Genomic DNA, 21,485 nt, shown 5'->3' with positions numbered 1-21,485 from the left:
GGTCAAACAAATCGAATGACAGTTCAGGAGGGCACATGGGAATCTGGATACTTAACGGCAGTGTTGTAGAGCCAGGCAGCGCCGAGCCAATTAAAAAGCATTTCTATATTGAAAATAATAAAATTGCGGATATAAAGGAAGCATGGGTTGGCGGAGAACCGGATACCGCAGGACACGAAGTTATCGATGCAGCGGGTAAGCTCGTCTCGGCCGGACTAATCGATATGCATGTACACTTGCGTGAGCCTGGGTTCGAGCACAAAGAGACAATTGCATCGGGTACAGCTTCCGCTGCAAAAGGCGGATTCACCACCATCGCATGCATGCCGAACACACGGCCGGTTATCGATACAGTAGATACGGTTAACTACGTACTCGATAAAGCACAAACGGCACAATCCGTTAAGGTGCTGCCATACGCTTGTATCACCAAGAACCAGCTGGGCCGGGAGTTAACGGATTTTGCAGCGCTAAAAGCTGCTGGTGCGATTGGATTCACAGATGATGGAGTAGGCGTACAAAGCGCCCAAATGATGAAAGATGCGATGGCGCTTGCTGCTTCAATGGACATGCCGGTTATAGCACACTGCGAAGATAACACATTGGTTGAAGGCCTCTTCGTCTCAGAAGGAGAGTTCGCTCGCAGGAATGGCTTGAAGGGAATACCGAATGAGTCTGAAGCGATTCACGTAGGCAGGGATATCCTGCTTGCAGAAGCAACAGGTGTTCATTATCATGTATGCCACGTCAGCACGGAGCAGTCGGTCCGGCTGATTCGCCAAGCGAAGCAGCTTGGGTTCCGGGTTACTTCAGAAGTATGCCCACACCACTTACTGCTCTCTGATGAAGATATCCCAGGGATGGATTCGAACTGGAAAATGAATCCTCCACTGCGTACACCTAGAGATGTACAGGCTGTCCTGGAGGCACTGGAAGACGGGACGATCGATATCGTCGTAACCGACCATGCTCCTCACAGCGAAGAAGAGAAAGCGCGCGGTATGCAGCTGGCCCCATTCGGCATCGTCGGATTCGAGACGGCATTCCCGCTGCTTTACACGAAGTTTGTCACTACTGGAAGATGGACGCTCTCCTTTTTACTCGAGAAAATGACGGTTAAGCCTGCAGAAGTATTCAGACTGGATACAGGTCGTCTCGCCATAGGCGCTGAAGCGGACATTACCTTGATTGACCTAGACACAGAACAAGAAGTTGATCCTGCAACGTTTGCCAGCAAGAGCCGCAACACACCGTTCACCGGTTGGAAGCTTAAAGGCTGGCCGGTAATGACCATGGTAGCAGGCAAGGTAGTTTGGACAGCATAACCCATAGAGGAGTGAATGTGGATGCAAGCAAGATTATTATTGGAAGATGGTACGCTTTTTACGGGCAAAGCTTTCGGCAGCGAAGGGGAGTCTGTTGGTGAAGTCGTATTTAATACAGGAATTACAGGATACCAGGAAGTACTATCCGATCCGTCCTACTGTGGACAAATCGTGACGATGACTTACCCGCTGATTGGGAATTACGGGATTGCACGGGATGATTTCGAATCGATTCGCCCGTTCATTCATGGCTTCGTCGTTCGCCAACATGAAGAAGTGCCTAGTAACTGGCGCGCCCAGTATTCCGTTGACAGCTTGTTGAAGGAATATGGCATCGTTGGGATCAGCGATATCGACACTCGTATGTTGACTCGCATCATCCGCCATCACGGCGTAATGAAAGCCATGTTAACGACAACAAACCGTCCTGTTGAGGATTTGTTGGAGCAACTAAGAGGCAGCAGCTTAATGACCGATCAAGTATCACGCGTATCAACAAAAAGCGTGTTCAGCTGCCCAGGAACGAAGGACCGCGTAGTATTGGTTGATTTTGGCTCCAAAAGCGGGATCATCCGTGATTTGTCGAAGCGGGGTTGCGACGTAGTAGTTGTGCCTCAGGATACGACAGCCGAGCAGATTCGCCGCTTGGCACCTGACGGCGTGTTGCTCTCCAACGGTCCTGGCGACCCTAAGGATGTGCCGCATGCAGCTAAGATGATTGAAGAGCTTCTGGGAGAAGTTCCAATCTTCGGGATCTGCTTAGGCCACCAACTGTTCGCACTAGCATGCGGAGCCGATACCGAGAAGATGAAATTCGGGCACCGCGGCGGAAACCACCCCGTCAAGGATTTGGAATCCAACCGTTGCTACATCACTTCCCAGAACCACGGTTACGCGGTGAAGGAAGAGTCGATTACCGGCACGGACTTGATTGTAACGCATATCAACAATAACGATAAATCGATCGAGGGCTTGAAGCATGCGAAACACGCGGCATTCTCGGTCCAATATCATCCTGAGGCAGCCCCAGGGCCTTTTGATTCCAGCTACTTGTTCGATGACTTTATAGCAATGATAAGCAAGTTCAAGAAAGATCGTCCGGGATTGCCGCGCCAAGCAGAGTTCATCGCTGCCCGACCTAACCGCCAATCACCTGCTGTGAAAGGGGAACTAGCATATGCCAAAAAATAAGACACTCAAAAAAATATTAGTGATTGGTTCCGGTCCGATCGTAATCGGTCAAGCTGCAGAGTTCGATTATGCGGGAACCCAAGCCTGCCAAGCCTTGAAGGAAGAAGGCATGGAAGTTGTCCTGATCAACAGCAACCCAGCAACAATTATGACCGACACGAACATGGCACACAAAGTATATATCGAGCCCATTACGCTTGACTTCGTATCGCAAATTATTCGTCAAGAGAAGCCTGACGGCTTGCTTCCAACACTTGGAGGCCAGACAGGACTGAACATGGCGGTTGAATTGGCCCGCGCAGGAGTGCTGGAACGGGAGAACGTGAAACTGTTAGGCACTCAATTAACAGCGATCGAGAAAGCTGAAGACCGCGACTTGTTCCGTAACCTGATGAACGAGCTCGAACAACCTGTACCAGCAAGTGTTATCGTAACAACCGTTCCTCAGGCTGTGGATTTTGCTAACGAAATTGGTTACCCGATTATTGTTCGTCCAGCCTATACATTAGGCGGCACAGGCGGCGGGATCTGTAATACGGAAGAAGAGCTGCTTGAAACTGTTTCCTCCGGACTTCGCTACAGCCCGATTGGACAATGTCTGGTAGAACGCAGCATCGCAGGGATGAAAGAAGTCGAATATGAGGTTATGCGTGATGCGAATGACAACTGTATCGTAGTTTGTAATATGGAGAACTTCGATCCGGTTGGGGTCCACACTGGAGACAGTATCGTAGTGGCGCCTAGCCAGACGCTGTCCGATCGTGAATACCAAATGCTTCGTTCTGCATCGCTCAAGATCATTCGCGCCTTGAACATTGAAGGCGGCTGTAATGTACAGTTTGCGCTTGATCCACACAGCTTCCAGTACTATGTAATCGAAGTTAACCCGCGTGTAAGCCGTTCTTCCGCGCTTGCCTCCAAAGCGACTGGTTACCCGATCGCCAAGATGGCAGCCAAGATCGCGATTGGTTACACATTGGATGAAATCGTCAACCCGGTTACAGGACAAACTTATGCTTGCTTCGAGCCGACCCTTGACTACATCGTATCGAAGATCCCGCGTTGGCCGTTCGACAAGTTCACAAGCGCCAACCGTAAATTAGGCACGCAAATGAAAGCGACCGGCGAAGTAATGGCAATAGGCCGTACTTTTGAAGAGTCGATTCACAAAGCAATCCGCTCTCTTGAAATCGGTGTTCATCGCCTGTACCTTAAAGGTACTGAGCTGTTGGATGCTGACACACTCGAAACCCGCATTGCTAAGCCGGACGATGAACGGATCTTCCTCATCGCCGAAGCTTACCGCCGCGGCTACACCCTGCAGCAAATTCAAGATCTTTCGAAGATTGACTGGTGGTTCTTGAACAAGCTGGAAGGTATGATTCGTTTCGAATCCGACTTGCAGCAGCAGGAGCTGTCGGATGAGCTGTTACTCGAAGCGAAGCGCAAAGGGTTCACAGACCGCGCGATTGCTGAGATTCGTGCTGAAGCCGGATTAACGAGCTTCGTGAAGGAAGCAGACATCCGCACGCATCGTCTGGATCGTAACATGAAGCCAGTCTATAAGATGGTTGACACTTGCGCAGCTGAGTTCGAAGCCACTACACCTTACTACTATTCGACATATGAAACTGAAGATGAAGTATTGAAGACGAGCAAAGAGAAAGTAATGGTGCTTGGTTCGGGTCCGATCCGAATTGGACAAGGGATTGAGTTCGACTACTCCACCGTTCATGCAGTATGGGCGATTCAAGCGGCAGGCTATGAAGCGATTATCGTGAACAACAACCCGGAGACTGTATCGACAGACTTCAGTACATCAGACCGTCTTTACTTCGAGCCTTTGTTCTACGAAGATGTGATGAACATCATAGAACACGAGAAACCGATTGGAGTTATCGTACAATTCGGCGGTCAGACCGCGATCAACCTGGCAGCACCTTTGACACGCGCTGGTGTGCGGATTCTAGGAAGCAGCCTGGAAAGTATCGATGCTGCTGAGGATCGTAAGAAATTCGAAGCACTGCTCACGCAGTTGGATGTAGCTCAGCCTCCGGGCGGCACGGTAACATCCGTCGATCAAGCCGTAGGCGTTGCTTCACAATTCGGCTATCCGGTACTCGTTCGTCCTTCCTACGTGCTCGGCGGACGCGCGATGGAAATTGTGTATTCGGATCAAGAGCTGCTCAGCTACATGGAGTATGCGGTGAAGATTAATCCAGAGCATCCAGTCTTGATTGACCGCTATATGTTAGGTAAAGAATTGGAAGTAGATGCTATCTGCGATCTGGAGACGGTTCTTATTCCAGGGATTATGGAGCATGTAGAGCGCGCGGGCGTTCACTCGGGTGACTCGATCTCGGTGTATCCGCCGCAAACCGTATCCGATGATATTAAGAATCAAATTATCGAAATTACCATCAAGATTTCGAAGGCTCTTAACGTAGTAGGACTTGTGAATATCCAATTCGTCATCTACAAAGATCAAGTGTACGTCATTGAAGTGAATCCGCGCTCCTCGCGCACAGTGCCTTTCTTGAGCAAAGTGACAAACGTGCCGATGGCGAACGTGGCAACTCGCGTTATCCTGGGCGAGAAGCTTGCTGACATGGGCTATGAAACAGGCTTGTGGCCGGAAGATGATAACGTCTCTGTAAAAGTACCTGTATTCTCATTCGCCAAGCTGCGCCGTGTAGACACGACACTTGGACCTGAGATGAAGTCGACAGGGGAAGTCATGGGCCGTGATCGCAACTTCGCCAAGGCGCTATACAAAGGCTTCATCGGTTCCGGCATGAAAATCCCGCCAACAGGAGCGATTATTGCTACGGTTGCGGACAAAGATAAAGAAGAAGCGATTGAAATCTTGAGAGGTTTTTATGAGCTGGGTTATAAAATCGTTGCTACTGGCGGTACTGCGGTTGCGCTTGAAAAAGCAGGTCTGCGTGTAACGACAGTCAATAAGCTAAGCGAAGGCTCCCCTAACATTCTTGACCTGATTCGCAATGGTGAAGCACACTTTGTTGTGAACACCCTGACAAAGGGCAAGAAACCAGAGCGTGACGGCTTCCGCATCCGCCGTGAGGCTGTTGAGAATGGGGTAGTCTGTATGACTTCTCTTGATACGGTTCGAGCATTGCTGCATGTACTGAACACGATTAATTTCTCCTCGCGCGCAATGCCTGTAGCTCAATTGAAATAACGAATTGCGCCACCCGAATCTGATCATTCGAGTGGCGCATTCGACTGCATAAGGGGGTTTATAACCGATGACGAAGGCAAGTGATCCCAGTGGAAGCGTAAATGAGCAGCTCATGAGTTCGGCTATGCTTGTGGAACGTATTATGGTAGCTCTTGATTACCCGAATGCAGATGGAGCCTTCAAGCTGATAGCTCAGCTTGAAGGTATACCTTGTTACATGAAAGTTGGCATGGAGCTGTTCTATGCGGCTGGGCCTCAATTCGTGATGAAGCTGAAGGAGCGCGGTTATAAGGTGTTCCTCGATCTGAAGCTGCACGACATCCCTAACACGGTCAAAGGCGGTTCAGCAAGTGTGACGCGGCTAGGCGTTGACATGTTCAACGTACATGCTGGCGGAGGGCTTGCGATGATGCAGGCAGCGCGTGAAGGTGTAGAGGCAGCGTTCGCGGGGATGTCTAGCGGCAGCAGGAAGCCGCTTGTGATCGGCGTCACGCAGCTTACAAGCACCAGCCAAGCGGTGCTGAACGACGAGATCGGCATCGACGGTCCGGTCGAGGACGCGGTGCTCCGCTACGCGTCGCTGGCCCGCCAAGCGGGCCTGGACGGCGTCGTGGCGTCGCCCTTGGAAGTGCCTGGCGTCAAAGCCCGCTGCGGCACGTCCTTCGTGACGGTGACGCCGGGCATCCGCCCGGCCGGCGCCGCGCTGGGCGATCAGTCCCGCGTCATGACGCCGCGGGATGCATTCGCCCAAGGCACCGACTATATCGTAATCGGCCGGCCGATTACGGCCGCTCCCGACCCGCGGCGAGCGTTGGAGGATATCGTAGCTTCTCTATCCCAGGAAGGAGACTTGACCTAATATGACGATTCGATACTTATCTGAGCAAATTGCAGAAGCTTTACTTGAGATTGGCGCTGTTGCGCTGCGTCCGAAGGATCCATTTACATGGACCTCCGGCATCAAATCCCCGATTTATTGCGACAATCGGTTGACGATTTCTTACCCTCACATTCGTGACCTGATCGCGCTTGGATTCGCTGAGATGATCCGCGATCAGTATCCGGACGCTGAAGTCATTGCTGGAATTGCAACAGGCGGAATCCCGCATGGGGCGTTTGTCGCTCAGAAGTTAAACCTCCCCATGATCTACGTTCGCGACAAAGCCAAAGGTCATGGTAAAGAGAACGTGATCGAAGGTGTGATCAAGCCTGGTCAGAAGGTTGTGATGATTGAGGACTTGTTCTCTACAGGGGGCAGCTCGATTAAAGCTTCGAACGCAGTGCGGGGCGCCGGTGCAGAGGTGCTTGGCGTGTTGGCCATCTTCAGCTACCAATTCGAGGCATCGGCCAAAGGATTCGAAGAAGCCGGCTTCAAGTATGATTCCCTTTCTAACTACACCTCGCTGATTGAGGTTGCCGTCAAGCTGGGACGAATCGCGCAAGAGGACGTGGCTCTTCTGCAATCTTGGAGAACGAGTCCAGAAACCTTTGGTGTGAAATAAAAGTGCGTAAAGAAATCAAATAGAACCTCCCTTTATAGCGATTGCCGCTATGAAAGGGAGGTTCTTTTCTCTTTTATCCACACGCAACTCAATGATGTATGATCAAAGTTACAATAGACAATATAATGCCCCACAAGGGCAAGGCTAGTACAATTCCATTGAAAAGGCCAACAGCAAATCCGCGGTTGTCTTCCATTCGCTAACCCTCCATACGAAACATACTTATTTTTTATCAGTATGTCCGTTGAGAGGTTTTATATGCGTCTTTGTTCGTAATCTAATAATCTACTTCCGTTTGTTTATTGGGAACCTTCTAGTGACAATCACAATTCAGGTTTATACTTTCTCTCGCTAGAGGAGGTGCTCTTTGAGCTGCCATCTCTCTTTTTCTCCTCGCGTTGTTCGATTTTTTGATCTTCCACAGGAATGGTATCCACCGTACGCTGACTTACGAAGGTGTCGAACAAGCTTTCCTCCTCAGTTGGGTACTGCTCCGGATGATCCCGATTGTTTCCTTTGTACTTCGGATCACGACGGTTTTTCTCGAATGGATTCATAGTCATTGCCTCCCAGATTAGTCTTCTCTCTTATTAACCAAGTACAAGGAAGATGAAAACATGCTGCAAAAATAAAAAAAGACACAGCTTCAGGGGCATTCACCCTTGTCTGTATCTCGTCTTATCGGTTCTATTAGTGGCAAACGGCCACGTTATCATAATACTTCACGGAAGAGCCATCGAATTTCATAAGTGGGACTGGTTGGTATTCGGGGGTTACTTGAGCATCTGTGCTCACCCGTTCGCTGATGGCGGAGGCGACAATGGCGACGGCCACGACGATTCCGAATATCCATACTTTTTTGTTCATCTCATCAAGCTCCTTTACACGAAACATTGCACTCTTTTTATTTTACATCAAAACATAGTATTTGACTAGGGATTGACGGGATTATTTACTTAAGAAAAACTTAAGAATACTTTATACTCCACTTAACAACTTTTCCCTACAATGGAATTAAGACTCCAAAATAATTGGAAAAAGTTTAAAACATTTTGTAACATTATTGTAACTTGTATCGTCTATTATTTGGTTAATATTACTAATTGAGAGGAGTTCGGACCAATGGGGTGGCTGCAGCGTCGAAAAAAAACAGAAACGACGGAACATGAGCAAGAAACCTCTGGATCATCATCAGGCGAGACTGTCCTTTCATCCAAACCGATTGTCGTTGTTCGCGGAGTGGAGCGTTCCTTCCAGACAGGCGGGCGAACCTTGCATGTGTTGAAGGGCATCGAGATGGAGCTAATGCCTAATAAGTTAATTATGTTAAGGGGACGATCCGGATCAGGAAAAACAACTCTGCTCAATTTAATTGGGGGACTCGACCAACCCAATAAGGGAGAAATTTATTTTCAGGACTGTCCCTTTCATGAGTGGAGTGACGATCAGCGGACGGAGGTTAGACGCAAGCAATTCGGTTTTATCTTCCAATCGTTCGCTCTCATGCCGCTTCTATCCGCATGGGAGAACGTGGAGCTGTCTCTTAGAATGGCAGGAACGCCTCGATCCCAATGGAAGGGCAGGGTGCATCACTGCTTGGAGCTAGTAGGCCTGAGCAAGCGGATGCATCATCGGCCATTCGAGCTGTCCGGAGGAGAGCAGCAGCGGGTAGCAATAGCCAAGGCGATCGCGCATCGGCCAACTTTGCTGTTAGCGGACGAACCTACAGCAGAGCTGGATTCCCAGATGGGAGCCCAGGTGATGGCGGTTTTCCGTGACATCATTGATGTGGAGCAGGTAACAATTTGCATGACAACTCACGATCCTACTATTCTGGAGGTAGCCGACCATGTTTACGAGATGGTGGACGGAAGATTCACCCATACATAAACGCAAGCGCACAATCAAGAGAAGTGCCGTACTTATTCTTTGTCTTAGTCTTGTTCTATCTTCAGGTTGTTCTCTTTTGCCCAAAGAAGAGGAAGAAGAAGCACTGCCCACCATCAACCCGCCCAAGTTGTCGAAGAAACCGGAATATGTGGTCAAGACGGAAACGTTGGAAACCAAAGTACGCGGTATTGGCAAGCTGATGGCTACAAAAGAAGAGTCCCTCTTCTTCACGGAGAGCAATAAACGCATTAAGGAAGTGTATGTGAAGTCTGGAGACCCTGTTACAGCAGGCCAAGTGATCGCTGAGCTAGATGTTACGGATCTCGAGAGCCAGCTTCGCCAGAAAAAGCTGCAGTCACGCAGCGATGAGCTGAAGATGATTGAGCTGCTTCGCCAGAGCGACGAGAAGACAGCCGAGCAAATGGAGCAGGCCAAGATTGACTTTGAGCTAAAGCGCGAGGAGCTTGTGAAGCTGGAGGAGTCCATCGCCAAGTCTAAGCTTAAGGTGCCTTTCAATGGGATTGCGGTTGGGGTGTACATGAAGAAGGGCGATACCGTAACTGCCTATCAAGAGATTGCCATAGTCTCCGATCTGACGCAATTAACGGTTGCAGCAGAATTAAGCGCGGACGATCTCAAGAAGATTGCTGTCGGCATGGAAGTAACGGTCGATATTAATGCGGCAGGACAGCACAAGGGCAAGATACTGCAGCTTCCTAACCCAAGTGCGGTTACGGACCCTTCCAGACCTGGCGGAGGCATGGGAACAGGTGGAAATGGTCAGCAGAGACCGCCAGATACGATCGACAAATATACGTTGGTTCAAATGGAGCCTTTTCCACAAGGATTACAACGAGGTACGCCTCTCAGTATATCGGTTATTACGCAGCGCAAGGTAAATGCTGTAACGATTCCAACTGCTGCGCTGCGCTCTTATTCTGGACGCAACTATGTGCAGGTTGTGGATGCACAGGGCAATAAGAAGGAAGTGGATGTAGAGATCGGCCAACAGACTTCCACGGATGTAGAGATCGTTAAGGGGCTGTCGCCCGGGCAAAAAGTGGTGGGGAAATAACCTATGCCAATGCTGCGATTTCTTTACCGAAAAATGTGGAACACACGCTGGTTAACGCTTAGCTCCTTGTTAGGGCTCATCATGGCGGTAGCGTTCACGACCAGTATTCCTATGTATGCAGACGGCTCTTTGAAGCGGATAGTGGCAAAGTCTTTGTTAGAAAACAGCGACGGCATGCCCCCTGGTTCCACACTAATCCGCTATCAGGCGGTTGGCAGTGACAAAGCCGATCTCCAAGCACTTAAAGATGTTGACACCTATATAAAAGAAGAAATACCGCAGCAGATCGGATTCCCGCATCTGGCCTTTGTAAGAACGATGTCCATCCGTAATGCACAGATCAATCCCGTTGATCCGACGAAGGTCGACCCAAGTAAGCGCAGGCAAATGTCAATAGCTTCGTGGACGAATCTGGCGGACCATGTGGAACTGACAGGGAAGATGTTCGCTAACACTAGCCAGAATGGAGTCATCGAAGCCATTGTTCTGGAGGAAGCGCTCAGTACTAACGACATAAGGGTCGGTGATGAATTTAATTATCCGATTAGCGGAGGACTTGGCATTGCGCCTTTGAAAATTCGGATAGTCGGAAGCTTCACTCCGAAGATCGAGAATGATCCGTACTGGTTTCAGGGCTTCGAAGGGCTAGGAGGAACGTTCGTGGTAAGCGACGAGCTGTTCCAAAAGGAACTGCTGGAGCAAAAGAAAATTCCGCTCAATCTGGCTAACTGGTACTACGCATTTGATCTTAAAGAGATCAAGACGAGCCAGCTCGGATACTTGTCCAAAACGCTGGATCGAATGGACATCACTTTGTACCAGAAGCTCAAGGATACCCGAGTGGATATCTCATTCCGTGAAATGTTGGGTGAGTTCAAGAAACAGAGCCTGCAGATGCAGATGCTGTTGTTCACTCTAGCCGCTCCGATGCTCGCTATGGTGTTTTATTACATTGTAATGAATGCCCGTCAAGCATTAGATCGACAACGCAGCGATATTGCCGTGTTAAGAAGCCGCGGAGGCAGTACTCGACAAATCATTGGAGTTTATTTGCTGGAAGGCCTTATTCTTGGCGCCATAGCGTTAGTGGTCGGTCCACTGCTCGGCTGGTTCATGGCCAAGAGTATCGGGTCATCTAACGGGTTTCTAACGTTCGTTGATCGCAAATCGGTTCCTGTCGGATTGTCCAGGGAATCGCTCCTGTATGGAGCAGGTGCGGTCGTTCTAGCGATTGTGGCGAGTGTAATACCGGCGATATTATATGCCAGATCTTCTATTGTAAGCTACAAACAAGCGCTCGCTCGTTCGGATCGCAAGCCGTTATGGCAGCGCTGGTATCTCGATATTGTATTAGTTGCATTAGCGGGTTATGGATATTATTCGTTCCAAACGTATCAAATTCTGTCCGTCAAGACAGGGATGACCAATGATCAACTGCAGGTTCACCCGCTTTTGTTCTTCGTTCCTGCACTATCGATCTTTGCGGTTGGGTTGTTCTTCCTGCGAATATTCCCGTGGTTATTGCAATTATTTAATTGGTTAGGTAAACGATTTTTGCCGGTTCCGATTTATTTGACGTTAACACAGCTATCCAGATCTTCTACAGCTTATTACCCGCTTATGCTTCTGCTAATCCTGACGTTAGGTCTTGGGGTGTATAACTCCTCTGCAGCACGTACGATTGACCTGAACTCGACAGAGCGCACGTTGTATCAATACGGGACAGACGTTGTGCTCCAGACCGTATGGGAGGGCTTTGCCGATGAGATCTCACAGCCTGATCCAGGGAGCGGGCAAGGACAAGGCGGACAACAGGGAGGTCAGGGGCAGCAAGGCGGTCAAGGAGGCCAGGGAGGTCAAGGTGGTCAAGGCGGCCAAGGAGGTCAGGGGCCAGGTGGGGGCGCAGAAATAAACAACAAGATCCGTTATGCGGAACCGCCGTTTGAAATATTCCGTGAGCTTGACGGAGTCGCCCATGCAGCCCGTGTTCTGCAATCGAAAGGAAATGTCATTGTGTCAGGCAGATCTTTAGGCCAAGGAATGGTAGTGGGGATCGATAATGTTGATTTCGCCGAGGTTGGTTGGTTCCGTAACGATTTATTCCCGGCTCATCCAAGAGCATACCTGAACTTGCTTGGCACTTTCGAACAGGCAGTTATCATTCCTTCGAACTTCGCTGAGAAGCATCAGTTGAAGACAGGGGACTTACTCAATATTGCTATACAGCAACAATCGGTTGAATTCGTAGTTGTAGGCATATTACCGTATTGGCCAAGTCAATATCCGGACCAGACTCCTTTCTTCATCGCAAATCTGGATTATATCTATGATCAATCACCTATTGTGCCTTATGAGGTGTGGCTCAAGATGGAGCCAGGTGCCAAGCTGACGCCGGTCATTGAGGCCCTGCAAGCCAAAAACATACAATTAGCCAGCTACAAGGATGTTAGGAACGAACTCATCACTCAGAGCAAGCATCCATCTAGAGGCGGCGTTTTCGGGATCCTTAGTTTAGGCTTCCTGGTATCGGTTTTCGTATCGCTTATCGGCTACATCCTGTATTGGTTCTTCAACCTATCCAGCCGTGTTGTTCAATTCGGTGTGCTGCGGGCGATGGGATTGTCTCGCCGTCAACTGACGGGGATGCTGCTCTTGGAGCAAGGGTTCACAGCGGGGCTGTCGATTGGCCTTGGGATCCTGATCGGGAAGCTAACGAGTATTTTGTTTCTGCCATTTCTGCAAACCGCAGATTCGGCGAAGACGCAAGTGCCTCCTTTCCGGGTTATTTTCGAATCGAAGGACGCTAACCAGCTCTATCTCGTTGTTGCATTCATGATGCTGACCGGCGCTACGCTGTTGTTCCTTCACATACGCAGACTTCGCGTGCATCAGGCCGTTAAGCTGGGAGAGGAGAGGTGACCTGTGATTCACTGTGACGGACTGGTCAAAATATACAAAACCGATGAGATTGAAGTCGTCGCTCTCCAAGGACTTAACATTTCCGTTGAGGCTGGGGAGATGATGGCCATTATCGGGAACAGCGGCAGCGGCAAATCAACTTTGCTGAACATATTGGGCGGTCTCGACCGTCCTTCTGCCGGTCAAGTCAAAGTAGGGGAATGGGATTTGCTGAAGATCAGCGATGACCAACTTGTAGAGTATAAGCGGCGTACGGTCGGGTTCATCTGGCAAAATAATGCCCGCAACCTGCTCCCGTATCTCACAGCTTTGGAAAACGTCGAGATGCCTATGATGCTGGGAGGCAAGGTGGATCGCGCCTATGCGCGGCAATTGCTCGAGTGGGTCGGCCTGGCCGAGAGAATGAACAACAAGCTGTATCAATTGTCGGGCGGTGAACAACAGCGGGTTGCCATCGCGATCTCACTTGCGAACCGCCCCTCCCTGTTGCTTGCTGACGAGCCGACCGGATCCGTCGATACACAGACGATGGATCTGATCATGAACATTTTCCGAAGGTTGAATAAGGAGTTAGGGATTACAATCGTAATCGTTACTCATGATTTATCGTTGGCGAGCAAGGTAGATCGTGTCGTAGCTATACGCGATGGAATGACTAGCACAGAATTTATCAAGCGTAATCCGAATTTGATCCTGGAGCCGGGGGAAGGAGCAGATCGCCGCAAGTCCATACAAGATGTGCATGAAGAATATGTTGTCTTAGATCGGGCCGGACGGTTGCAAATCCCCAAAGCTTACTTGCAAGCTCTTCAGATATCGAATAAGGCTTCAATGGAATTTGATGGAGAAAAAATAATGATCCGAGCACCAAAATCACTGGAGGGATAATCAATGGGAACGAGAATTAATAAGAGAAGCTGGTTCAAAACGGTAACGAGTGTTACTTTAACGCTGGCGCTTGTAGTACCCTTGCTTGCCGCATGCGGCAAGGATGCCAATGTGGACGATAAGACAGAGCGAGTATTAAGAATTGCTTCTAATTATGGCGGTTCAAGCGAAGAGTACTTCCGTCAGCAATTCAGCGAAGTGTTCGAGTTTGCCCATCCGAACATCAAGATTGAGGTTGTGCCTATCGTCGATCACGATCAATACAGATACGCACCGCCCAAGCCCGGGGAGAAGCAGCAAGACCCGATGGAGAAGCTGAAGGAGCTTATGACTGGAGCGAATCCTCCGGATCTTGTGATGGTTGACCTGGCACAGCTGCCTGAGCTCGTGGACAATAACATGCTTTTACAGCTGGACCCCATGATTACCAAAGACAAGTTTGATATCTCAGACATTGTTCCTTCTGTGATTGATGGGCTTAAGAGTATGGGGAATGGCAATCTTTATGCATTATCTCCGAGCTTCACTTCAAGCGCACTAATGTATAACAAGAAATTATTCGATGATGCAGGAGTTCCTTATCCTAAGGATGATATGACTTGGGACGATATGTTCAATATAGCCAAACTGGTATCCAAGGGTGAAGGAGATCAGCGGAAATACGGCTTTGCTTTCAACACTTATTCCTATGGGGATAATTTATTTCATGAAATGAATAACTACTACACGAATGCACTTCAACTGCGTATGTTTAACGATGCCGGTGACAAGATGACCGTGGATTCCGATCAGTGGGAGAAAGTCTGGAAGACGATGCAAGGACTGGTTAAGGAAAAAGTGTTCCCGGAACCAATGGATCCGAGCAAGATGGGTGGAAAGATGAGAAGTTCGGAAGAGTATAATCCTTTCCAGAACGATTTGTTCAAATCAGGCCGTCTCGCTATGACGATCGTACAAAATTATCAGATTAACGATATGATCAATGCCAACAAAAGTGCAGTCAATGTAAAAGGCTTCACTCCGATCGATTGGGATATCGTAACCGTTCCTACGCATCCGGAGGCCAAAGGCAAGGGCGGCAACATTTATATGAATGGGGTAATGGGCATCAATGCAAAGGCTCAGAATCAACCCGATGCCTGGGCTTTCTTGAAATTTGTAAACGGGGAAGAATATGCGCGGTTGAAGTCCCGCAGTCTGAATCAGAACCAGATGGTAGCCCGCAAGAAATACATTCAACCGAAGGATGGATTGACTTACAATATCAAGGCTTTATACACTTTAACACCTGTTCCATTCAATGAGATGAACAAATTGTATCGGGAAAAGCCTTATATCGGGCAAGTACAAGGTATAGGCATGCAATATTTCAAGAAAGCGATGGAGGGCACTACTGGAGTTCGCGAATCGCTTAAGGAATGGCAAACAGCAGGGGATGCAGCACTCCTGAAGCTGAAGGACAATCCTAATGCACCGATTGATATGGGCATGGGGATGGGAATGGGTAAAGCGGGCATCGCGTATTAAGCCAGTTATTTATTAAGGATGAGTCTGGGAGGTAGTCATCAGCATGAAGCGACGTCTGTTCGTTCAGCGGTTCTGTACCGCAGCATTAGCCCTTACATTGAGTACAACAATGGTAGTTCCAGTATTTGCAGACAGCAGTTCCATTTACAGCGAGCAGGATAAAATTGCTCAATCGGCATCGGTAGGCTCAGTTTACATCTCTAATAACAGCTATTTTCAGATCGAGCAAGCTAGTGTTTTGCCTGGTGATGACGGTAAAGTTGTAACCTTCAAAGTGAAGCTGCACAACGGTGATAACCGTGAGCTTTCTTTTATTGATTACTGGGTTAGACTCCAGACCGTAGCAGGAACGCAGTTCAGCGTGAACTTGATGCCTAAAGATAAGGATAAGAATCGTGTTCCATCCGGATCGGAAGAAACCATTAGCTTCTACGCCAAAGTGAATGATTCTACCAACCTTCAGGATCTGGTGTTCAAGTTTATTCAATGGGATTTCTCGGCAGCGAATTTTGAACGCAACCTGGGTGATGTATATGTACCATGGGATTATACTCAATTAACTTTGTCGGATGAGAAAAGAATTGTGAATGTCGGCGGCACCCAGCTCAAGACAGGTGTTTCCCGATTAGTCGTCAACAAGAATGAGGACCAGTATTGGGTATCGCTCACGTACGCCATCGAGAATATTGGCAGTAAAAGCGCACTGCTCCCTGGGTATACATTCGCGATTCGAACCTCGGAAGGGTTAGTATACCCTCTGGACGGTTCCGGAGCGAAGGACTTGTCCGTTCATCCGCGTGCTACCAAGGAAGTTAAGCTGACGGGAACAATCCCCGCCACCATACCAGAGAGCGGCTGGGAATTGGTCATAACCGAGTTGGAGCCTACGGCCAAGATTCAACTGCCGGTGGCGTTCTATCAGCTTCCAGCTAGCTCAACGGATGATACGTCGACTCCGATTACGGGCAAGAAGGTCGTGCAGGTGGGAGATATCCCGCTTGCTGTATCGGTTGGTCGGGTTTCGATGAACAAGAATGATGTCAGTTATCAGACAACGGTTTATATGCATCTTGAGAATGAAGGGAATGAGTCTATAGCGGTTCCTAATTATGAATTCGTGATTCGGACTGCGGATGGACTATCCTACCCCGTGACGGCGACTGGAATGGATAAGTTATCGATTCTTCCAAGAGGCAGCAAGGATATTACACTCAATGTGAATATACCCGTTTCGGTGCAAGTAAATAAGCTGGAGCTTATTATGAATCAGCCTATTGCTACTGGAGGGACTGGAGGCAATAATGGGGGGAACGGCGCCGGAGGATCAGGAGCGCCTGGCGGCGCAACAGATAACCGGTTTCGCTACCCAATTGTAGTGTTCACTCTGCCTAGTCCTACCCAGAATGAAGGCAAGGTGGGTACGACAAGCGAATTCTCTAATAAGAACGGGGTATATGGCCTCACTTTTAATGGGGTTCAGCGACTTCCGTGGGAAGAGATGGATATTGTTTCAGCGGATCTGTCTTTGTCCAATAAAGGCAGCTCAGCCCTTCCTATCCCGGCGCTTACAGGATATTTCTTGCTGGATGGCTCGATTAAAGTACCAGCAAAGCTCGTACAAACAGATAGTGTAATTTCGGTTGCAGGCGACAACAAAGTAGGCTTTCAGCTGTATGGCACTATCCCGTACACATACGAATACACAGAGCTGTTGTTGATTGTGCAGGAGAAAGTATCGGAGACCGAGACGAACGATCTGGTGCAGTTCAAGAATGATAAGGAAGACATGTCCATGCCGTTCATCGGAACAGGGGAAGGATACAAAATAAGCGGAACCGGGCGTAATTCCAATCTTAGTATTCGTAACTCACGTACTTACAACGGTCTTGACTCCAGTCTGTTCGCTGTTCAGCTCAGCGTGGAGAATCTCGAGAAGCGGTTCACCAACATCAGCAAGCTGGTTGGTTACTTCAAGACCAAAGACGATCTGATGTTCCCGGCCCAATTTGCGGAAGTGAAGAAGAAGGTCAGCCCGCTTGGCAAAGCGATTCTGAATGTATCTACACCTTTACCTCCTAACTTTGACACTACCGGAATGGAATTGATCATTGGTGAAGGGGTTAAAGATTCCAAGCTTGCAGAGGGAGCTACTGTTCCCGATGCTTACATTCATGGTGTGACGTTCTCTATTCCGGGCGAGAGCAAGATGGTTCAAGAGAATTTCAACAAAATGGATATATTCCCTTATACTCTCACGATTAATCAATTGAGCGCTACTATGGTTACGACAGAGAAGTTTGCCTTTAAATTCGATTATGCGCTTAGCAAGAATACATTTGCTGAGACAAGCGGAGAAGAGCATAAGATTATCGTGGAATTCTCCGATGTGAACGGTGGGGTTACATTCAGCCAGACGTTTACACTGGATAAAAATGCGGATCCCGAGGCTGCGGGTAATCTGGCTGTCGGTCAGCATTCCAGATCGATACTTAAATCAGATCCTGCCATCCTCATCAAGCTTCCTTACTTAACCCAATATAAGATCAATGTCTACGACGAATTCCTGGGTCAAAAGAAGCTGCTTGCTTCTCAATCCTTCAATTGGTTCGTCACTTCCGAATAACTGTGAAATGGAGTCCTGCACAATGGTTGCAGGGCTTCTTTTTTACTGCCCGTCACAGCTCTCCAACATCTCAACTCCGCCTTGAGACCGATATTATTTTCAGTCTCACGAGGCTTTATTTCCAGAATGAAACTCGATACAATGAATTCGTTGGAAGATCCAGGAACAAGGGGAGAAACAGGGGATGAATTCATTAACACAGTTTTCTATGAAAAATGCAGCAGCCGTATTTATCTTAATGATTTTACTAGTAGTAGGGGGGACTTACGCAGCGACTACACTGAAAGTCGAGAGTATGCCTGATGTCAGCTTCCCTTTTGTCAGCATCCATACCCCTTACCAAGCATCGCCGAACGATGTGCTGAATGATGTGACCAAACCCGTTGAGAAGGCGATCGCAGGGTTGAACGGGATCAAGAACATGGTCTCAACCTCATCGGATACGTTCTCACAAGTATTCGTCCAATTGGACGCGGGGACAACGCCCGATACGTTCAAGAAAGACGCCGAGGCTGCTGTAGCGAACTTGAAGCTTCCGCAGTCTGCTGAGAGGCCGGGTGTTTACACAGAAGGCTTTTCCTCTAGTCCCGTATACTACTTATCCGTGTTCGCAAATTCCAATATGAGTCAGGAGAAGCTGGATGAATTATTCCAAGACGAGCTTACACCTGAATTCCTGGCCTTGAATGGAATTGATCATATGGATGCCATCGGAGTGCGGGAAGCAGCCTTGAACATTCGGCTAAGGTCCGATGCCCTGAGCAAGTACGAATTAACACCAGCTTTAGTAGCTAATATGATCCGTGCCTCCATGGCGAATAGTCCTGTCGGTTCGGTTAATCTGCAGCAGAATACACAGATGGTTCGAGTACGCGGAGATTTGGACACCGTGACGAAGCTGGAGAGCCTTAATCTGCCAACAGCTAAGGGAGTCATCACACTCAAAGACATTGGCTCTGTACAATCTATCTATGAGTCCAAATTTGTGACCCGTTACGATGGCAAGCCTGCAATCGCCGTTCACTTGTACAAAACCAAGGATGCTAACGAAGTAGAATTCTCTGCTGGAGTAGACAGTCTGATAGAAAAGTGGAAAACGTCTAACAGTGATGTAACGATTCAAACCGTATTCAATGGCGCCAAAGAAATCAAAGCTTCAATTGAAGGGATGTTAAAAGAGGGGATCATGGGAGCGGTATTGGCATCGCTTATGATTCTGTTATTTTTGCGAAACTTGCGCATGACTCTCATTGTATTAGTGTCAATACCTTTGTCCATACTTGCAAGTCTGTTACTTATGTCTGCGATGGATATTTCACTCAATATTATGACGTTAGGCGGAATGGCAATCTCCGTTGGACGTGTTGTGGATGATAGTATCGTGGTCATCGAGAACATTTATAATCACTTGCAAAGAGCGCAGCAGCGCAATGAATCCGTGATCAAGCTTGCAACGAAGCAGGTAGCATCTGCGATCACTTCTTCCACGCTTACGACAGTAGGGGTGTTCGGACCTATCGCTTTCGTTAGCGGAATTGTGGGGCAAGTGTTCGTTCCGTTTGCGCTAACACTCGTCTGTGCACTATTAGCATCGCTAATTGTAGCCCTGACAGTAATACCGGTATTGGCCAAAATCATGGTGCTCCGCAATGCGCCAAGCAAGCCTCATGTTGAAAGACCGAGCACGATGGTCCGTGCGTATAAAAGGTCGCTGCTCTGGTCGCTCAAGCATTGGGTAACGACTCTGTTGTTAGCAGCCGCTTTACTGGGAGCTTCCGTTGCATTTATCGTACCGCTGCTGCCGGTAGCTTTTATGCCTGAGAGTGAGTCGGATCGTTCCATGTATTTCACTTTGACCATGCCTAGAAGCTCTACTTTCAGTCAAACCGATGAACAGACCAAGAAAGTGGAGACACTGCTGCGTGACGCCAAAGACGCGGAAGGCAAAGCACAATTCACCTTCGTGGAAGCTATGGTTGGGTACAATTGGGGTGAGGATCAGCAAGCATTCCGTACGAACATGATTACTGAGGTTCAATCTGGCAGTGATGCCAAGGAAGTATTAGCCAGCTACAAAGAACAAATCCAGGCAATCATGCCGCAGGATGGTCGAGTAGATGGCCAGATTATATCTTTTGGGCCGCAGAATGAGAGCGGCAATATATTCTCCTATTCCTTAAGAGGAGATGATCTGGATAAGCTTAAGCAAGCTTCGCAGCTTATTCAGGAGAAGATGAAGCAGGTTCCGGAGCTCACTGAAGTGAAGGATAATTTGATCGGAGCAAAGAAAGAGTTGGAGATTACCGTTGATGCCAACAAAGCATCACAGGTCGGTCTGACCAATGTTCAAGTCATAGAAAGCATTCATAATTGGATCGCTAAGCAGGAACTTGGGGATGTGAAGCTGAATCAATTAAGCTATAAGGCAAGTGTTGAATTAGACGCCAAAGATAAGGGCTCTTTGGAGCAAGTTGCCAATCTCACGGTCCAAACCCCGCTTGGAACTACAGTACGTGTAGGCGATCTTGCTGCTGTGAAACAAATTGATGCGCCAAATACGATCAATCGTGAAATGCAAGAGCAAGTTGTAAGTATTACGGCGAAGATTGTAGGCGATGACAAGCAAGGAATCAGCATCCGGGCATCGGATTTATTGAAGACTGTCGAGCTTCCTGCCGGTGTAAGCCGTGAGGTTAGAGGGGTTTCGGATGAAGTAGACAAAAGCTTCAGGGAGATGTTCCTGGCAATGGGAGCATCCATATTCATCGTATACCTTGTCATGGTAATCGCATTCGGCAATGCAAGCGCTCCGTTCGCTATCTTATTCTCTCTGCCGCTCGCTGCTATAGGTGGATTGATAGGTCTGTTAGTCAGCGGTGAATCCGTGAACGTAACTTCATTGATCGGCTTCCTCATGCTGATCGGAATCGTGGTGACCAATGCGATCGTGCTTGTCGATCGAGTCCAACAGCTGCGAGCAGAAGGCCATAACGTGAGAGAGGCGCTGGTTGAAGCGGGTATGAACCGTCTGCGGCCAATCATTATGACGGCTGGGGCAACGATTATGACCCTGCTCCCGTTGGCATTAGGTTTCTCCAAAGGCGCCTTCATTTCCAAAGGATTAGCAGTAGTTGTAATCGGCGGATTAACCACTTCGACATTACTGACACTAGTCATTGTACCAATCATTTACGAACGCAATGAAAAGATCAAAGGCTTCTTTCGGAGGTTGTTCCTTAAAAAAGAAGCGCCAGCTGTGAAATCCGCTCTATAATCGTGTTAAGGTATAAAAATGGGTAAATTATTCCCGAGGTTTGGATATCCTAACGATAGAAGCTTAATC

General features: G+C 48.5%; 14 protein-coding genes. 12 read left to right on the top strand and 2 right to left on the bottom strand.

Going from position 1 to position 21,485, the window contains the following annotated elements; genetic code table 11:
• Nucleotides 1–35 precede the first annotated feature (35 nt).
• The 5 genes from pyrC to pyrE all read left to right on the top strand — a co-directional run bounded on the left by pyrC (nt 36) and on the right by pyrE (nt 7,220).
• Entirely contained in the window at nt 36–1,325 is a 1,290-nt protein-coding gene (gene pyrC / locus AC58QD_RS12350; RefSeq protein WP_497333542.1) for a dihydroorotase, read from the top strand.
• A 21-nt stretch (nt 1,326–1,346) separates the two neighbouring features.
• Nucleotides 1,347–2,516, top strand: coding sequence for a carbamoyl phosphate synthase small subunit (locus AC58QD_RS12345; protein ID WP_497333540.1), 1,170 nt, complete (start codon nt 1,347–1,349; stop codon nt 2,514–2,516).
• A complete protein-coding gene (gene carB, locus AC58QD_RS12340; protein ID WP_497333538.1) occupies nt 2,503–5,718 on the top strand; it encodes a carbamoyl-phosphate synthase large subunit in 3,216 nt (1,071 codons plus the stop codon). Before AC58QD_RS12345 ends, carB begins: the two co-directional genes overlap by 14 nt.
• Nucleotides 5,719–5,830: 112 nt before the next feature.
• Complete coding sequence (pyrF, locus tag AC58QD_RS12335) at nt 5,831–6,577, top strand: orotidine-5'-phosphate decarboxylase (RefSeq protein ID WP_497333968.1); 747 nt, start codon at nt 5,831–5,833, stop codon at nt 6,575–6,577.
• Nucleotide 6,578: 1 nt separating this feature from the next.
• The gene (gene pyrE, locus AC58QD_RS12330; protein WP_497333536.1) at nt 6,579–7,220 is read left to right on the top strand and encodes an orotate phosphoribosyltransferase; all 642 of its coding nucleotides are present in this window, start codon (nt 6,579–6,581) and stop codon (nt 7,218–7,220) included.
• 323 nt (nt 7,221–7,543) lie between these two features.
• Here the strand turns inward: pyrE and AC58QD_RS12325 are convergent, their stop codons facing one another.
• Nucleotides 7,544–7,777: a YczO family protein gene (locus AC58QD_RS12325; protein ID WP_497333534.1), complete on the bottom strand. Its 234-nt coding sequence runs from the start codon at nt 7,775–7,777 to the stop codon at nt 7,544–7,546.
• Between the two features lie 133 nt (nt 7,778–7,910).
• Nucleotides 7,911–8,114, bottom strand: coding sequence for a hypothetical protein (locus AC58QD_RS12320; protein ID WP_497333533.1), 204 nt, complete (start codon nt 8,112–8,114; stop codon nt 7,911–7,913).
• A gap of 228 nt (nt 8,115–8,342) precedes the next feature.
• Between AC58QD_RS12320 and AC58QD_RS12315 the strand changes: the two genes are divergently transcribed.
• From AC58QD_RS12315 to AC58QD_RS12285, 7 genes are all read left to right on the top strand, one after another.
• A complete protein-coding gene (locus AC58QD_RS12315; protein ID WP_497333531.1) occupies nt 8,343–9,110 on the top strand; it encodes an ABC transporter ATP-binding protein in 768 nt (255 codons plus the stop codon).
• Nucleotides 9,070–10,185 (top strand): efflux RND transporter periplasmic adaptor subunit, encoded by a 1,116-nt coding sequence (locus AC58QD_RS12310; RefSeq protein ID WP_497333529.1) that lies wholly within the window; start codon nt 9,070–9,072, stop codon nt 10,183–10,185. Before AC58QD_RS12315 ends, AC58QD_RS12310 begins: the two co-directional genes overlap by 41 nt.
• Nucleotides 10,186–10,188: 3 nt before the next feature.
• The gene (locus tag AC58QD_RS12305; RefSeq protein ID WP_497333527.1) at nt 10,189–13,104 is read left to right on the top strand and encodes an ABC transporter permease; all 2,916 of its coding nucleotides are present in this window, start codon (nt 10,189–10,191) and stop codon (nt 13,102–13,104) included.
• 3 nt (nt 13,105–13,107) lie between these two features.
• On the top strand, nt 13,108–13,992 hold the full coding sequence (locus tag AC58QD_RS12300) for an ABC transporter ATP-binding protein (protein WP_497333525.1): 885 nt from the start codon (nt 13,108–13,110) through the stop codon (nt 13,990–13,992).
• A 3-nt stretch (nt 13,993–13,995) separates the two neighbouring features.
• On the top strand, nt 13,996–15,519 hold the full coding sequence (locus AC58QD_RS12295; protein ID WP_497333523.1) for an ABC transporter substrate-binding protein: 1,524 nt from the start codon (nt 13,996–13,998) through the stop codon (nt 15,517–15,519).
• 43 nt (nt 15,520–15,562) lie between these two features.
• On the top strand, nt 15,563–18,142 hold the full coding sequence (locus tag AC58QD_RS12290; RefSeq protein WP_497333521.1) for a hypothetical protein: 2,580 nt from the start codon (nt 15,563–15,565) through the stop codon (nt 18,140–18,142).
• A 184-nt stretch (nt 18,143–18,326) separates the two neighbouring features.
• On the top strand, nt 18,327–21,416 hold the full coding sequence (locus AC58QD_RS12285; protein ID WP_497333519.1) for an efflux RND transporter permease subunit: 3,090 nt from the start codon (nt 18,327–18,329) through the stop codon (nt 21,414–21,416).
• Nucleotides 21,417–21,485: the final 69 nt, after the last annotated feature.

It is taken from the genome of Paenibacillus sp. J2R1T-4 (genome assembly GCF_059692235.1).
This window is presented reverse-complemented; position numbering and strand designations above follow the sequence as displayed.